The 13915-nt window shown below is 69.3% G+C and carries 11 protein-coding genes; 9 read left to right on the top strand and 2 right to left on the bottom strand.

Going from position 1 to position 13915, the window contains the following annotated elements; all coding sequences use genetic code 11:
- Window positions 1-283: 283 nt before the first annotated feature.
- Window positions 284-793 (bottom strand): MarR family winged helix-turn-helix transcriptional regulator, encoded by a 510-nt coding sequence (locus tag ABT009_RS29180; protein ID WP_351301259.1) that lies wholly within the window; start codon window positions 791-793, stop codon window positions 284-286.
- A gap of 101 nt (window positions 794-894) precedes the next feature.
- Between ABT009_RS29180 and ABT009_RS29175 the strand changes: the two genes are divergently transcribed.
- The 9 genes from ABT009_RS29175 (at window position 895) to ABT009_RS29135 (ending at window position 11913) form a co-directional block, all read left to right on the top strand.
- Window positions 895-2370, top strand: a complete 1476-nt coding sequence (locus ABT009_RS29175; RefSeq protein WP_351301234.1) for an MFS transporter — start codon at window positions 895-897, stop codon at window positions 2368-2370.
- A 27-nt stretch (window positions 2371-2397) separates the two neighbouring features.
- Entirely contained in the window at window positions 2398-3816 is a 1419-nt protein-coding gene (locus ABT009_RS29170; protein WP_351301231.1) for a cytochrome ubiquinol oxidase subunit I, read from the top strand.
- The gene (locus ABT009_RS29165; protein WP_351301228.1) at window positions 3813-4847 is read left to right on the top strand and encodes a cytochrome d ubiquinol oxidase subunit II; all 1035 of its coding nucleotides are present in this window, start codon (window positions 3813-3815) and stop codon (window positions 4845-4847) included. The genes ABT009_RS29170 and ABT009_RS29165 overlap by 4 nt, the downstream gene beginning before the upstream one ends.
- Window positions 4844-5089 (top strand): hypothetical protein, encoded by a 246-nt coding sequence (locus ABT009_RS29160; protein ID WP_351301225.1) that lies wholly within the window; start codon window positions 4844-4846, stop codon window positions 5087-5089. The genes ABT009_RS29165 and ABT009_RS29160 overlap by 4 nt, the downstream gene beginning before the upstream one ends.
- Window positions 5076-6803 (top strand): ABC transporter ATP-binding protein/permease, encoded by a 1728-nt coding sequence (locus tag ABT009_RS29155; protein WP_351301222.1) that lies wholly within the window; start codon window positions 5076-5078, stop codon window positions 6801-6803. The genes ABT009_RS29160 and ABT009_RS29155 overlap by 14 nt, the downstream gene beginning before the upstream one ends.
- On the top strand, window positions 6800-8383 hold the full coding sequence (locus tag ABT009_RS29150) for an ATP-binding cassette domain-containing protein (protein ID WP_351301220.1): 1584 nt from the start codon (window positions 6800-6802) through the stop codon (window positions 8381-8383). Before ABT009_RS29155 ends, ABT009_RS29150 begins: the two co-directional genes overlap by 4 nt.
- A 108-nt stretch (window positions 8384-8491) precedes the next feature.
- Window positions 8492-9310: a sigma-70 family RNA polymerase sigma factor gene (locus ABT009_RS29145; RefSeq protein WP_351301218.1), complete on the top strand. Its 819-nt coding sequence runs from the start codon at window positions 8492-8494 to the stop codon at window positions 9308-9310.
- Entirely contained in the window at window positions 9307-10533 is a 1227-nt protein-coding gene (locus ABT009_RS29140) for a multidrug effflux MFS transporter (RefSeq protein WP_351301215.1), read from the top strand. The genes ABT009_RS29145 and ABT009_RS29140 overlap by 4 nt, the downstream gene beginning before the upstream one ends.
- 363 nt (window positions 10534-10896) lie before the next feature.
- Complete coding sequence (locus ABT009_RS29135; RefSeq protein WP_351301212.1) at window positions 10897-11913, top strand: nuclear transport factor 2-like protein; 1017 nt, start codon at window positions 10897-10899, stop codon at window positions 11911-11913.
- Between the two features lie 247 nt (window positions 11914-12160).
- Here the strand turns inward: ABT009_RS29135 and ABT009_RS29130 are convergent, their stop codons facing one another.
- Window positions 12161-13720, bottom strand: coding sequence for a PucR family transcriptional regulator (locus ABT009_RS29130; RefSeq protein WP_351301209.1), 1560 nt, complete (start codon window positions 13718-13720; stop codon window positions 12161-12163).
- Window positions 13721-13915 lie beyond the last annotated feature (195 nt).

Here is a 13915-nt window from a genome sequence, read left to right as displayed (position 1 = left end):
ACCCGGACAGCCTGGCGACACCGCGCCGTCCGGGCCAGTACCCGAACGGCGTGTCACATCACAACAGGGCAAAGGTTCTCTGATGCGGCACTAGCTTTGCTTCGTCCGACGGCTGTCTGGAGCGACTGGATCGTCGGCCCGCCCCGCATGGTCTCCGAGAGCACCTGAGCCCTGCCTGCACCGGGCGCCTGGAGCCGATGGCGCTGGGGAGCAACGACCCGAAACGCGTGAGGGGACTTCCGGGCGCCGCAAGGTCTACCGGGGGCAACAACGTTTGTGGAGGTCAGCGTTGGGTCGCCGGACCTGAGGCACGGTTCTGTGGTCGTGTCCTGGTCAGTCCGTTCTCCACGGCCCTGAGCAGGGTGAGGGCGGCGTCGAGGTGTTCGGTGTCGTGGTCGGCGGCTTCGGAGATGGTCGCGGCCCATTCCTGCCGGACGAGGGTGGTGTTGCTGCGTCCGCGCTCGGTGGAGTGGACCGTCACCCCGCGACCATCGCCCGAGTGGGCGCGCCGCTCGATGAAGCCCTTCTGTTCGAGCCCGCGCAGGACGGTGGACAGGTTGGTGCGCTGCAGACCGGTCGCGTCCGCGATGCGGCTGGGCGGGGCGGCGGGGTCGCGCTTGAGGTAGCGCATCACCATGCCCTCGGACTGCGACAGGTGGACAGCCCGCTCGTCCGTGTAGCGACGGAACTGGATCTCCCGGCTGATGATCAGTACGAGGTCGGCTAGTTCGGCCCACCGTTGTTCGTGGTCCGGCCCTGCTGTCGGGTCTGTCGGGTGCGCTTGGTCCTCCATCACGGCTCCAGGGTACGGGGTTGCCGCCAATTGGTTATGAGGGCATACTCGTTATGCCCTCATAGTTATGAGGGCATAATCTTCGTTCTCCTGGAGCTGTCATGACGACAACCACCTCCTCACGGGCAGAGGCGACCGCGCTTTCGCCCCATGCCACGGCCCGCGCGGGCGGGCTGCACCCGGCCGGAGTGTTCATCCTGCTGGCGGGCGCATTCCTGCCGATCATGGACTTCTTCATCACCAACGTGGCCCTGCCCAGCATCGACGCTTCCCTGCACGCCTCCGCGTCCTCGCTGGAGCTGGTGATCGCGGGGTATGGCGTGGCGTACGCGACCCTGCTGGTCCTCGGCGGCCGGCTGGGCGACCGCTACGGCCGCCGCCGCGTCTTCCTCGGCGCGCTCGTGGGCTTCGTACTGGCCTCGCTGGCCTGCGGTGTCGCCCCGAGCGTGGGTGCGCTGATCGCCGCCCGCATCGTCCAGGGCGCCACCGCCGCCCTGCTGATCCCCCAGGTGCTGGCGACCTTCCACCAGGTCCTCGAAGGGGAACGCAAGTCCCGTGCCGTGGCGATGTACGGGGCCACATCCGGCATCGCCGCCGTGGTCGGGCAACTGGTGGGCGGCCTGCTGGTCAGCGCCGACATCGCCGGCACCTCCTGGCGGCCGATCTTCCTGGTCAACGTGCCCATCGGCGTGGTGGTGCTGATCGTGGCGGCCCGGATCGTGCCCGCCACCCGCTCGCACCACCCCGTCGGCATCGACCTGCCCGGCACCGTGCTGTTCGCCGCCACCCTGACCGCCCTGCTGGTCCCGCTGACCGAGGGCCACTCCCTGGGCTGGCCCTGGTGGACCTGGCTGCTGCTTGCCGCCGCGGTCGTGCTCGGTGCCGTCACGTACGTCGTGGAGAAGCGCACCGAGCAGCGCGGACAGGTCCCGCTGCTGCCGCCGTCCCTGCTGCGCCTGCCGTCGATGTCCCGCGGCCTGGTCATGGTGTTCGCCTTCAGCATCGGCTTCGGCGCGTTCATGTTCGTCTTCGCCCTCACCGTCCAGAACGGCCTGCATGCCGACGCCCTGCACGGCGGTCTGGCGATACTTCCGATGGCCCTGCTGTTCTTCGCCGGCTCGCTGTTCGCGCCGCGGCTCATCGGCCGATTCGGCAGGGCGGCGCTGTCAGCCGGCGCCGTCGTCCAACTCGCCGGACTGGTCTCCCTGGTGGCGGTCCTGCTCGTGAAGTGGCCGCACGTCAGCCTGTGGGCCATGGCCGTACCGCTCGCCCTGGCCGGGGCCGGGCAGTCGATGCTGTTCGCCGGCCTGTTCCGCAGCGTGCTCGCCGACGTCCCCGCCCACCTGGGCGGCATCGGAAGCGGCGCGCTGATCACTCTGCAGCAGAGCGGACTCGCCCTCGGGGTGGCCACGCTCGGCACCCTCTACATCAGCCTCGCACCGCACGGCGTCTCGCACGCCTTCGCCGGAGTCGAGTACGTGCACATGGGCATCGTCGCCCTCCTCGCGATCGGCGCGGCCGCCCTGCCGCGCTTCACCGCCGCCGCGCCGGCCGCCACTCCGGCCGTCGACGCCTGAACCCGCCCCTTACGAAAGGGAGCAGTGATGAGTCTTCTCGACTTGTCGCGATGGCAGTTCGCCATCACCGTCATGTTCCACATGACCTTCCCGGCGATCACCGTCGGCCTGTCGATCTTCCTGTCGGTCGTCTACGGCCTGTACTGGCGTACCGGCAGGGCGGTCTACCTGCAGATGTTCCGGTTCTGGCGGCGCATCTTCGCCGTCGGCTTCGCGATCGGCGTCGTCGCCGGCGCCGTCATCACCTTCCAGATGGGTCTCAACTGGGGCGTGTACGGCGCCAAGACGGGCCCGATCATCGGTCCGATCATCGGCATGGAGGTCGTGACCGCCTTCTTCGTCGAGGCCGGCTTCATCGGCGTCCTCCTCTACGGCGACGGCCGCGTCCGCAAGGGCACGATGTTCGTGTCCACCGTGATGGTGTCGATGGGCACCATCCTGTCGTCCACGTGGATCATCGCGGCGAACTCGTGGATGCAGACGCCCGCCGGATTCAAGGTCGTCCACGGTCAATTCGAGCCAACGGACTGGATGCGCGTCATCTTCAACCCGTCCTTCATCTGGCGCTGGCCGCACATGCTGGCCGCCGTGCTGATCTCGGCGAGCTTCTTCGTCGCCGGGATCTCGGCCTGGTACCTGGTCAAGGGGCGCGCGAAGGGCTTCGCCCGCCGCTCGATGTCGATCGCGCTCGGGATCGCCGCGCTGCTGATGCCCGTCCAGCTCTACCTCGGCGACAGTGTGGCCGGACATGAACTGCCCTATCAGCTCTCCAAGTTGGAGGCGATCGAAGGCAACTGGGACAACGGCGACACCGGCTTCGTCCTGTTCTCCATCCCGGACCAGCAAGCCGCGCGGAACATCGCCGAGCTCGACATTCCCTGCCTCGGCAGTTACATCGCCAAGGACCTCACCTGCAAGACGCCCATGCCCGGCCTGAAGCTCACCCCGGCAGCCGACCGGCCGGACATGGCCGCGACCTTCTGGGGCTTCCGCGTCATGTTCCTGGCGGCCGTGCTGATGTTCGGCACGGCGTTCGCCGCCACGGTCCTGCGCATGCGCAACCGCCTGTGGACCGCGCCGCGCTTCCACAAGTTCGTCCTCTGGACGACCCCGGCAGGGATCCTGGCCATCCTCGGGGGCTGGGTCACCGCCGAGGCGGGGCGGCAGCCGTGGATCGTGTTCGGGCAACTCCGCACCTCGGCCGCGGTGTCCCACCTGGCACCCGGCGAAGTCCTGTTCTCGGTGATCGGCTTCTCCGTGCTCTACCTGATCATGCTGGTGGCCTACATCGCCTACATCGTCCGCACCATGCGCATCGGCCCGGAACGCGACGATCCACGACATGCACCTCCACCGGAGGACCTGCCGGACACCGGCTTCGCCGAGGACGGCGTACCGCTGGAGCTTCCCGTACCGCTCGGCTCCCGGGAGGTGGCAGCGCGATGACCACCACCCTCTGGTCGGCGACCGTACTCGTCTGCCTTCTGATGTACGTCGTGCTGGACGGCTACGACCTCGGCGTCGGCGTGGCCACCCTCTTCGAACGCGACCCCGCGCACCGGCGGCACATGCTCGAGTCGGTCGCCGTGGGCTGGGACGGCAACGAGACCTGGCTCATCCTGCTCGGCGTCGCGCTGTGGGCGGGCTTCCCCCTGGCCTTCGGCACGATCCTGCCGCACGCCTACCTGCCGGTGACCGTGGTGCTCTTCTCCCTCATCGTGCGCGGCGTGAGCGTCGAGATGGCCTCCCAGGCGCCGCCGGCTCCCCGCTGGACGACCGCCTTCGGCGTGGCCTCGCTGCTGGCCTCGTTCGGGCAGGGCTTCGCCCTGGGGACGCTGACCTCAGCGGTACACCTGCGGGGTGACGTGTACACCGGGTCGGCCTTCGGGGCCTTCAGCTGGTTCTGCGTGCTGTCGGGGCTCACCGTCACGGCCACGTACACCGCCCTCGGCTACGCCTACACCAAGCACAAGTCGTCGCGGCTGCTGCGAGAGTCGGCGGCACGACGGGGTACGGTCGCCACCGCGGTCGCCGGAGTGCTGCTCATTGCGCTCCTCTTCGCCGTGGACGCCACCGACGCACCGCTGAACCTGCACAGTCCGGCACGGGCCTTCGCGTTCGCGTGGCTGCTGCTGTTCGCCGTCGGGGGCGCGGCCACCTCACTCGTCACCTTCCCGCGAAACCAGCGGTCGCTGATGGCGGATGCCCTGCCCCTCGGCGGGCTCGTCGTCGCGACGGTGTCGGTCCTACTGGCCCTGGGCGTTGCCCGATACCCGGTGCTCATACCCCCGGACCTCACCGTCGACAGCGCGGCCGGACCCCACGCCACCATGGTCTTCATCCTCGTCGGCATCGGGCTGAACATGCCGCTGGTGCTGGCTTACAACCTGTTCGCCCACCGGGCCTTCATGGGGAAGCTCGACGCCGGGGCCCACGCCGAAGAACCTCCGGCTCTTGCCACAGGAGCACACTCATGACCACGCCAAGCCCCGGTCGCACGTCGTCTCTGCCCTCGTCGGTCCGTCTCGTGCTACGTCTGCTCGCCGCGGTCGTCTGGACCGTGCTGGGCTTGCTCGCCTACTTCGTCTGCCAGGGGATGTTCGGTGGTTACCGGCAGATCCACTCGCAGTTGCTGACCACCCTGGGAATGATCGCCATCGCTCTGACCGGTGGCATCGCGTGGATCGTCGACGAACGGCGCCCTCATGACGACGAATGAGATGTACGAGACGAGTGAGCTCGACGCCGTCGGGAAGCGGCAGGACGACGACGCGTGGCTCACTGCGTGCGCCGCGCCGGGACGGCACTGGTTCGGCCTGTCGGGCACCCTTCAGACGCTGGAGACGCTGTTCACCATCACCCGCTGGGGCGCCCTGGCATGGACGGCCCAGCGGGTGATGGACCGGGCCGCGGCGCCCGAGACGTGGGGCCTTGCGGCCTTCGCCGTCACGAGCGTGCTGGCTGCGGGCGCCGGCTGGACGGCGGGCACACTCGCCGAGCGGGGCGCGCGTGCCGTCGCCAACGGCCTGCGACAGCAGCTGACGGGCGCTCTGCTGCCGACCGCCGGGCGGATCAGCGAGACCGGCCCGGCCGAGGCTGCCTGGGCGATGGTCGATCTGGCCGACGACGTCGCCGCCTACCACGCGCAGGCCGCGCCCCTCAGCTGGTCGGCACCACTGTCCATGCTCGCCGTGCCGGCGGTCACGGCCGCCGTGCACTGGCCGGCTGCGATCGTGCTCGTCCTGACCACCGCGCTGCTGCCCCTGAACATGCGCCTGGCCGGACTGTTCGCCCAGCACGGCGCGGACCGGCAACTGGCCGCGACCCGGCACCTGAACGCTGTCGTCCTCGACAGCTTCCGCGGTATGCGGACACTGCGCGAGCTCGGCGCGGTCGGTCGGCGCGGACGAACCCTGACCACGGCCGCCGAGCGGCTGAACAAGGCGACGATGAGCGTGCTGCGCCGGGCCTTCCTGTCCGGGATGATCATGGACGTCGTCATCACGTTCTCCATCGCGGTGAACGCCACCTACATCGGCCTGTCGCTGCTCGGCTACGTGCAGGTGCCGCACGCACCAGGGATCGACCTGTTCACCGGCTTGCTGGTGCTGCTCGTGTGTCCGATGCACTTCGCTCCCATGCGCGCCAGGGCCTCCGCCTTCCATCAGCGGGAACGCGCCATGATCGCGGCCGGCGCCATCCGGGACATCGTCAAGGACACGCCCGCCGAGGTGCCCCAGGCAGCCGGTCCGCAGTTGACCGAGCCGCTCGGTGTGTCGCTGACAGCAGTCCGGTTTCGCTACGACGGCGCCGACAACGACACCATCAACGCCGACGCCGAGTTCGCACCGGGCACCTGGACCGCCATCACCGGTGCCTCTGGTTCCGGAAAGAGCACGCTGCTGTCGTTGATCGCCGGTCTGCGTCTGCCATCGGTCGGCGCGGTCCGGTGGCAGACCTCGTCCATGCGGCAGGCTCCGACCCTCGGCGGATGCGCCTGGGTCGGACAACAAACGGTGCTGCTCGACGCGACCGTCCTCGACAACATCCGCCTCGGCCGCCCGGACGCCACCGAGCAGCAGATACGGCGGGCCGTCGACGCCGCCGGGCTGAACACCGTGATCGAGCGCCTCCCCGAGGGCCTGAACACCCGGCTCGGTGAGGGCGGTTGGGGCGTGTCGACCGGTGAAGCCCGTCGGATCGCCATCGCCCGCGCCTTTCTGCGCGGAGCCAGGCTCTGGTTGCTCGACGAGCCGACCGCCCACCTCGACGCGGACAGCGAACGCGAAGTCGTCGAGGCCCTACGGCGAGCCACCGACGGCTGCACCGTCATCATCGCCACCCACTCCTTCCCGCTGGCCGCCGCTGCCGACACCGTGCTCGCGATCGACGACGGCCTGCTGCACGACGCGAGGCCGGTGAACGCGCGATGAGCAGCAGCCATCACCCGAACCTCCGTCGTGACCGGCGGGCGCGATCCCTCGCGGCCGGGGGACTGACGCTCGCCGTCGTCGCCGAACTGTCCTCCGCCGGACTGCTCGGTCTGTCGGGCTGGTTCATCAGCGCCTGCGCCGTCGCCGGGGCGGCCACCTTCAGCTCGTTCTCCTACATCGCACCCAGCGGCGGTGTGCGTGCCTTCGCCATGGCCCGCGTCGCCGGGAACTACGGCAAGCGTCTGGTGCTGCATGCGGCCGCCCTGCGCCGGATCGCCACCGCTCGGGCCGGTCTCTTCGACCGTGCCGCGGCCACCGACCGGGCACAGGCGGACCGCCTGTGGTCCGGCGAACTGCTCGACCGGAGCATGGCCGATGCCGACAGCGCGGGGATGGCGCTGATCGAGTCCACGACCCCCGTCGCCGTCACCGCCGTACTGACCATCGGTGCCGTCCTCGCCGTAGTGGCGGCCATGTCCGTCGCGCCGGCAGCCGTACTCGCGGCCGGTGTCGTCATCATGGCGGTGATCGCCCACCGTACGCCCGGCACCGCCCGCGAAGCCGAGCAGAACACCCGCAAGGCGCTGCGCGCCGAGCTCGTCACTGCCGTCGACGCATGGACGGAGATGGCATCGCTCGGTGCCGCCGAGCAGCTCGCGGCGCGTACGACGTCGAGGTTCACCCGACTCGACACCGCGCGGGAAGCGGCCGGTCGGCGCAGGCACCGGACCAAGCTGACCAGCGGTCTGATCGGCACGGCCACGCTGACGGCCACCGCCGCCACCGGCAGCGCACCGGATGCCGCCACGTTCGTGTTCGTCGTCCTGTTGTCTCTCGGCGTGCTGGCCCAGGCCGAACAGCTGGCGGCCGCCGCCGAAGCCCGAGCCACCGCGAAGGCCGCACACCGCAGGCTCACGACAAGCGTGCCGCTCGCCGCGAGCGACCCCACCGCTGCGGCGATACGGTCCTGGTCCACCGAGCAGGGCATCGGCTTCGCCGACTACCCCCTCCCGCCGATGGCCCTCCGGCCGGGGCGCGTCCTTGGCGCCACCGTCGCCCGAGGCACGATGCTCGTCGTCACCGGCCGCTCCGGCAGCGGCAAGAGCACCCTGCTCCGCACCCTCGCCTCGTCGCTCCGGCAATCGACCGACGGCCATGATGGCCGTCCGCCCGTCGTGGCCGTCGCCGCCGACGACTACCTCTTCACCGGCACCCTCGCATCCAACTGGCGCCTCGCCGACCCCACCCTGACCGATGACGAGATCGACGAACGCCTCGCTGAACTGCGGCTGAACGACAGCGGACTGACCGCCACAACCCCCGTCGGCCCCGGCGGAAGGCAGCTCTCGGGCGGTGAGCTCCGCCGGGTCTACCTGGGCCGGGCCCTCGCCCTTCACCCCCACGTACTGATCGTCGACGAACCGACCACGGGCCTGGACGACCGGACCGCCCAGCACGTACTCGGCATCCTCGCGGGCCGGCGCGACACCACCGTCGTCATCGCCCTGCACCACGTACCGCCGTGTCTCGCGCCGGCCGGACACGTGTCCGAGCTGCCGCTCGACCAACGGGCACCGTAAGCCCCTCGGCGTGAACGTCCGACCGCGAAGACGCGCGGACGAGTCGTCGCCAACGCTTCCCTCATGACGGCTGAGATCCGGCCGTCACCGCATCCTGCAGGAGGCACCATGACCACAACCGAACCCAGCGTCGGGGCCCACCCGGGCGCGACGCTCGCGCCCGCGGCGAGCGGGACGACCAAGACGCACCCCGCTGACGACGACAGGGAGCCGTCCGCTGGCGGGGGGACCGTCGGACCCCGCTCCCGTTACCGCACCGCCCGAACAGACCCGGTGCCGACACCCGAGGACTCCGGCGACCGCGTACGACGTGGGCACACGGAGTCCGAAGCGAAGCTGCAAGCCCGCTTCGAACCGGCCCTGACGTTCCTCGACCGGATCTACTCGACCGCCCTGCGCATGACCGGCCGTCCGGCCGATGCAGAGGACCTGGTCCAGGAGACGTACGCCAGGGCCTACGCCTCGTTCGACCAGTACCGCGAGGGCACGAATCTCAAGGCATGGCTCTACCGCATCCTCACGACCACCTTCCTCAACTCCCGCCGCCGGCAGCGGAGCCGCCCGCAGTACGACGGCACGGCCGAGATCGAGGACTGGCAGCTGGCCCGCGCCGAGTCGCACGCCTCGACCGGCCTGCGCTCCGCCGAGTCGGAGGCCCTCGACCACCTGCCCGACGCGGACGTGAAAGCGGCCATGCAGGCCCTCCCCGAGGACTTCCGGATCGCCGTGTATCTCGCGTACGTCGAGGGCTTCGCCGTTCGGGAGATCGCGGACATCATGCGGACCCCGGTCGGCACGGTGCTGTCCCGGCTGCACCGGGGGCGCCGGAAGTTGCGCTTGTCGCTGGTGGGCTACGCCCGTGAACACCGGCTCGTCCCGGCGGGACAGGTTCGGGGCGGGGAGTGGAAGCGGAGTGACCAGACATGACACTGCTTCAGACAGCCGGGCGCGCAAGGGGCCTGCTCACGGTTCTCGCCTGCCTGACGGCAGTGGGACCGCTCGCCATCGACATGTATGTACCCGGCTTCCCGGCGATGAGCCGCACGTTGCACACCAGCAGTTCGGCCGTCCAGTTGACGCTCACGGCCTTCCTGGCCGGTGTGGTCGTCGGCCAGCTCGTCATCGGGCCCGTCAGCGACAGCCTCGGCCGGCGGAGACTGCTGATCGGCGGATGTGCCGGATTCGCCGCCGTCGCGCTGGTCTGCGCGTTCGCGCCCGGCATCGGCGCGCTCATTGCCGCGCGTTTTCTGCTGGGCATCGTCGGAGCCGCCGGCATGGTGCTCGCGCGTGCGGTGATCACCGATCGCTTCCACGGCCCGGAGGTGCCCCGCCATTTCGCTCTGCTCTCCCAGATCATGAGCGTGGCCCCCGTCGCCGCTCCCGTCATCGGCGCGGCGATCCTGTCCGTCTTCACCTGGCGGTCCGTCTTCGGCGCGCTCTGTCTGATCGGGGTCCTCCTGCTCCTCGCGGTGCTGGTGATGGTGCCCGAATCCCTTCCACCGGAGCGCCGCCACAGCGGCGGCCTCGCCGGCACGTTCCACGCGATGGGACGTCTGACGAGCAACCGAAGCTTCATGGGCTGCGCCCTGGTGCTGGGCCTGGCCTCGGCAGCACTGTTCTCCTACATCAGCGGCTCCAGCTTCGTCTTCGAGCGCATCCACGGCGCCTCGCCCGCCCTGTACTCGCTCATCTTCGCCGTGAACGCGATCGGCATGCTCCTGGCCGGCGCCGTCTTCAGCAGACTGACTCACCGAATACGGGTGAACACCCTGCTGACCGCTGCGGTCGCCGTGTGCCTCGCGGGAACCCTCGCCGAAGTGCTTCTCACCATGGCTCTGGGCGACGGCTTCGCCGCGAGCTGGATCTGCCTGTTCGTGGTCCTGTGCGGGATCGGCATGCTCATTCCGGCCACCATGACCCTCGGTCAGAACCTCGGCCGCGCCACGCCCGGAGCGGCGTCCGCCCTGCTGGGAGGGCTGCAGTTCCTCTTCGGCGCGATCGCCTCGCCGGTGGTGGGGCTCTTCGGCGAGACCAGTTCGCTGCCAATGGCCCTGGTCATGCTCGTGGCGGCGGCCCTGGCCGCTCTGGCCCTGATCGTCCTCGTCCGCCCCCGGCACGGCCACGGCGATATCCGCACACCGACCGACTGAACCGACTGTCCCCGCCGCCCGCTTGGGGCGAGGCTGTCACTCCTTCAGAAAGGTTGTGATCCCATAGTTATGGTGTCATATCTACCTCGCGGGGCGCGGGATCCGCCCTCCCCGCCCGGTGACCGCCGTGCCATTCAGCCGACGGTCACGACCGAACCGTCGGGATGAAGCGGCAACGCCAGGCGATCTCACGCCGCGGCAAAGGCCCTGTCGCCTCTATCCGATCCGGGGGCCACGACCAGGAGCACGTGACATCCCCAAAGCGCCCGCCACGAAGGCAGCGAAGTCGTCGCACAGCGACTGCGCGAACGCTGCACCCCACTACAAACCCAGAACGAATCGAGGTCTGCGATGAACCAAGACATGGGACTCACCGGAAGTTCGACACGGCGTCAACTACTGCGAGCCGCGGCACTCGGAGGGACGGCAGCCGCCGCGGCGTCGCTGCTTCCTGCCCCCAGCGCGTGGGCGGACACCCGGGGACGCGGGGGCTCCCAGTACGTCGAGGGGGTCGACGTCATTCCTGACGCCTCCCACGCCACTCCTGCCCTCGTCGCGCACATACGCGGCTACTACCAGGCGAAGAGCGACCGCAACCTCGCGTGGCAGTCGTCCTACTTCTCGCACCGGCAGACCACCTACATCGACGCGATCCTCGGGTGGCACTGGTACACCTGGCAGGACCTGCACGACGGACTCGCGACGTTCTACCCCAAGTGGCCGAAGGACAGTAAGTCGTATCCCACCCGGATCCTGGGGGACACGACGAGCGCGATCCTCTTCTTCACCGACACCCCCGGCATGTTCGGCCCAGGCCAGGTGCGCAACGCGGGCGCGGTCAACTTCAACCGCCAGGGAAAGATCGAGCGTTGGGTCGACTACTGGGACTCCAGGCAGTTCGGCGTGTCCAGTTGGCAGAAGGAGCAGGAGCCGCCGAACCAGTGGCCGACCGACTTCCGGGAGTCCACGGTCGGAGGAACCGCCTCACCGTTGATGCGCCGCGTCGCCTCCAGCCTTGCGGAAGCTCTGCGGAAGCGGGACATCGCAGCCGCGATGGATCTGTTCTCATCCGATGCCGTCTTCGAAGACGTGCCGGCGCACATCCAGATCACCAGTAAGGCGAGCATCCAGACCTACCTGACCAAGGCCGGCTCGGTGTTGCCGTACCTGGGTTCCGGCACCGCCGTACGGCACGTGCTCGGCAACGACGTGGGAGGAGGGTACGAATGGACAGCGGCCAACAGCCCGGTTCCCCGGGGCATCACGGGAATCGAACTCGACCCATGGGGCAAGATCGAGCGATTCACCGCGGTATGGAACGGGGCCTACGCCGACGACGCCATGCTGACCCTGCTTGCGCAGAAGGCGATCGAGCGATAGCCGGGCGTCGCACTCGAATGTCCAGGACCTCGACGTCCTGCGATCAGGCGGAGTGGCCGGCCATAGCCGTGTTCCACATCCGCTGATCGACCTGCATGATCCAGCAGGGCCACGCAAGGCCCCGCGCCTGGTGGCCAATCCCCATCAGGCGCGGGATCTGCTGAACGCCGTCTCCAATGTCGGTGGACTCACTTGCAGCGGCGACACGGGGCGGGACCTGACCGGCGTCGCTCCGTGTCTACGAAATTCAGGGCAGCTCAGAGCGTGTCTCGCGTGCGGTACCTGTGTCGGCCTTGCCGTTCACCAGGTCGTGGGCCCGCATCGCGAACCACAGTTCCGCGATGTGGTCGGTCCGGGTCAGGCCCCGCCCGGTGAGCTGTTCGATCTTACGGAGCCGGTAGCCGAGTGTCTGCTTGTGGATGTGCAGCTCATCCGCGGCCATCCGCCACGACCTGTTCTGCCGCAACATGACGCGTAGGGTGAGGAGGTAGCCGGTACCGTGCTGGCTGTCGTGGCTGATCAGCGGAGCGAGGATGCGTGAGGCCACGGCTCGGGCTTCGGTCGGGGTGCGGGGCAACAGCAGCGCCGTCTCGTCGCCGAAGCGGATCATGCGCTTGCCCTCGGCCTCGGCGGCGCCGAGCGCCCACCGGGCTTGCTGGAGGGCTTCGGGGACGCGTTCGGCGGATGCGATGCGGTCGCTGACGCCGATCGGTTGGGCGCTGTCGAGCAGTCCGAGCATCCGGTCCAGAGGGGCCGGTTCGTCGGCGAAGACGATGTGCAGGATGTCCTCGCGGCGCAGTAGCAAGTGCGGGATGCGGCGCTGGGCCAACCCTCGGTGGACGGTGTCCACGGTGCTGTCGGTGGACGCCGGGGTGGTCACCAGGACGCTGTCGGCGAGGTCCACGTCGGTTTCGGCCAGTTGCCGTTCGGCGACCCGGGGATCGAGCCGGTGATCGAGGAGTTGCCCGAGCAGGTCGGCTCCGAGCCGGCGGCGGCGTTCCCGTTCTGCTGCGAGCTGGGCGAGTTCCAGCGCGCTGACGGTTGCGACGTGCTGGAGCAGGACGAGACCGGGAAAACGCCGCTGCAGGGGTTCGGCGACCAGGGCGGCGGGCGTGTCAGCGGGCACGGCGACGGCCAGCGCAGTTGCCCCGGTGCCCGCGGTGTGGGGACCGCCCCGGGACAGCCGCAGGACGCCGGGTATCGCCCTGCCGTGCGCCTGGAAGCCGGCGACGAGCGCGTCGGCGAACGAGGTCTCTTCCCCGTCGTCCAGAAGCGATAGACCGGTCTCGGGATCGATCAGGTACAGCCGCACGCCGAGCTCGCGACCGAGCCTGCGGAACATCTCCTGACGGGGAAGGCCGCTGGCGACCGAGGCACGCAGCAGGTCGTAGAGGCGTGCGACCTGGGCGACCGCCCGGGCCTCCTCCCGCTGATTGGCGTCGGCGACCGCGCGTACGACGGTTGTGAACGGCACGCTGTAGGGAACGGAAAGGACGGGCAGTGGGATCTGGTCGGCCCGGCGGCTGGCGGCTCGGGTCAGGGACTGTCCTGGCGTGCCGGTCCCGACGGCCAGTCCGCTCGTTCCGGCTTCAACCAGCCGGTCGATGAAAGCGAGCTGACTGCGGGTGTCCGAGCCGAGATTGGGGCCGTTGGTGAGGAGCAGTTCTCCGGAGCCTTGCCATTGCCACGGATTGGGCAGATCCGAGGTGTGCACCCAGGCGATCTCCCGCTTCACGCCCCCACTCCCGGCCAGGAGCCTCAGCTGGAGATGCGGAATCTCCAACAACTCCTGCACGGTGATGGCCACAGCGTCCTCCGTATGCAAACGGAACTCTGCACGGACTTTACCGGGGAGGATTAGCCGTTCCATGAGTCGTATGTAAACCTGTGTAAATTCTGTGTTGTTCTGGGGCGTTTTCATACCCGGGTATCAGCAGGTCGGCGAGTGTTGCGCCACAGTCGGATGGCCGTGCGGCGGCTGGTTCGGCAACCTTCCTCCCAG

It is taken from the genome of Streptomyces sp. NPDC002896 (assembly GCF_040295225.1).
In the GTDB taxonomy this organism is placed as follows: domain Bacteria; phylum Actinomycetota; class Actinomycetes; order Streptomycetales; family Streptomycetaceae; genus Streptomyces.
This window is presented reverse-complemented; position numbering and strand designations above follow the sequence as displayed.

Excerpts from the sequence above, each read along its gene's own strand:
- ABT009_RS29145 (WP_351301218.1), top strand. The coding sequence starts at position 8,492 with ATGACCACAACCGAACCCAGCGTCGGGGCCCACCCGGGCGCGACGCTC.
- ABT009_RS29165 (WP_351301228.1), top strand. The coding sequence starts at position 3,813 with ATGACCACCACCCTCTGGTCGGCGACCGTACTCGTCTGCCTTCTGATG.
- ABT009_RS29170 (WP_351301231.1), top strand. The coding sequence starts at position 2,398 with ATGAGTCTTCTCGACTTGTCGCGATGGCAGTTCGCCATCACCGTCATG.
- ABT009_RS29135 (WP_351301212.1), top strand. The coding sequence starts at position 10,897 with ATGGGACTCACCGGAAGTTCGACACGGCGTCAACTACTGCGAGCCGCG.
- ABT009_RS29150 (WP_351301220.1), top strand. The coding sequence starts at position 6,800 with ATGAGCAGCAGCCATCACCCGAACCTCCGTCGTGACCGGCGGGCGCGA.
- ABT009_RS29160 (WP_351301225.1), top strand. The coding sequence starts at position 4,844 with ATGACCACGCCAAGCCCCGGTCGCACGTCGTCTCTGCCCTCGTCGGTC.
- ABT009_RS29155 (WP_351301222.1), top strand. The coding sequence starts at position 5,076 with ATGACGACGAATGAGATGTACGAGACGAGTGAGCTCGACGCCGTCGGG.
- ABT009_RS29180 (WP_351301259.1), bottom strand. The coding sequence starts at position 793 with ATGGAGGACCAAGCGCACCCGACAGACCCGACAGCAGGGCCGGACCAC.
- ABT009_RS29140 (WP_351301215.1), top strand. The coding sequence starts at position 9,307 with ATGACACTGCTTCAGACAGCCGGGCGCGCAAGGGGCCTGCTCACGGTT.
- ABT009_RS29175 (WP_351301234.1), top strand. The coding sequence starts at position 895 with ATGACGACAACCACCTCCTCACGGGCAGAGGCGACCGCGCTTTCGCCC.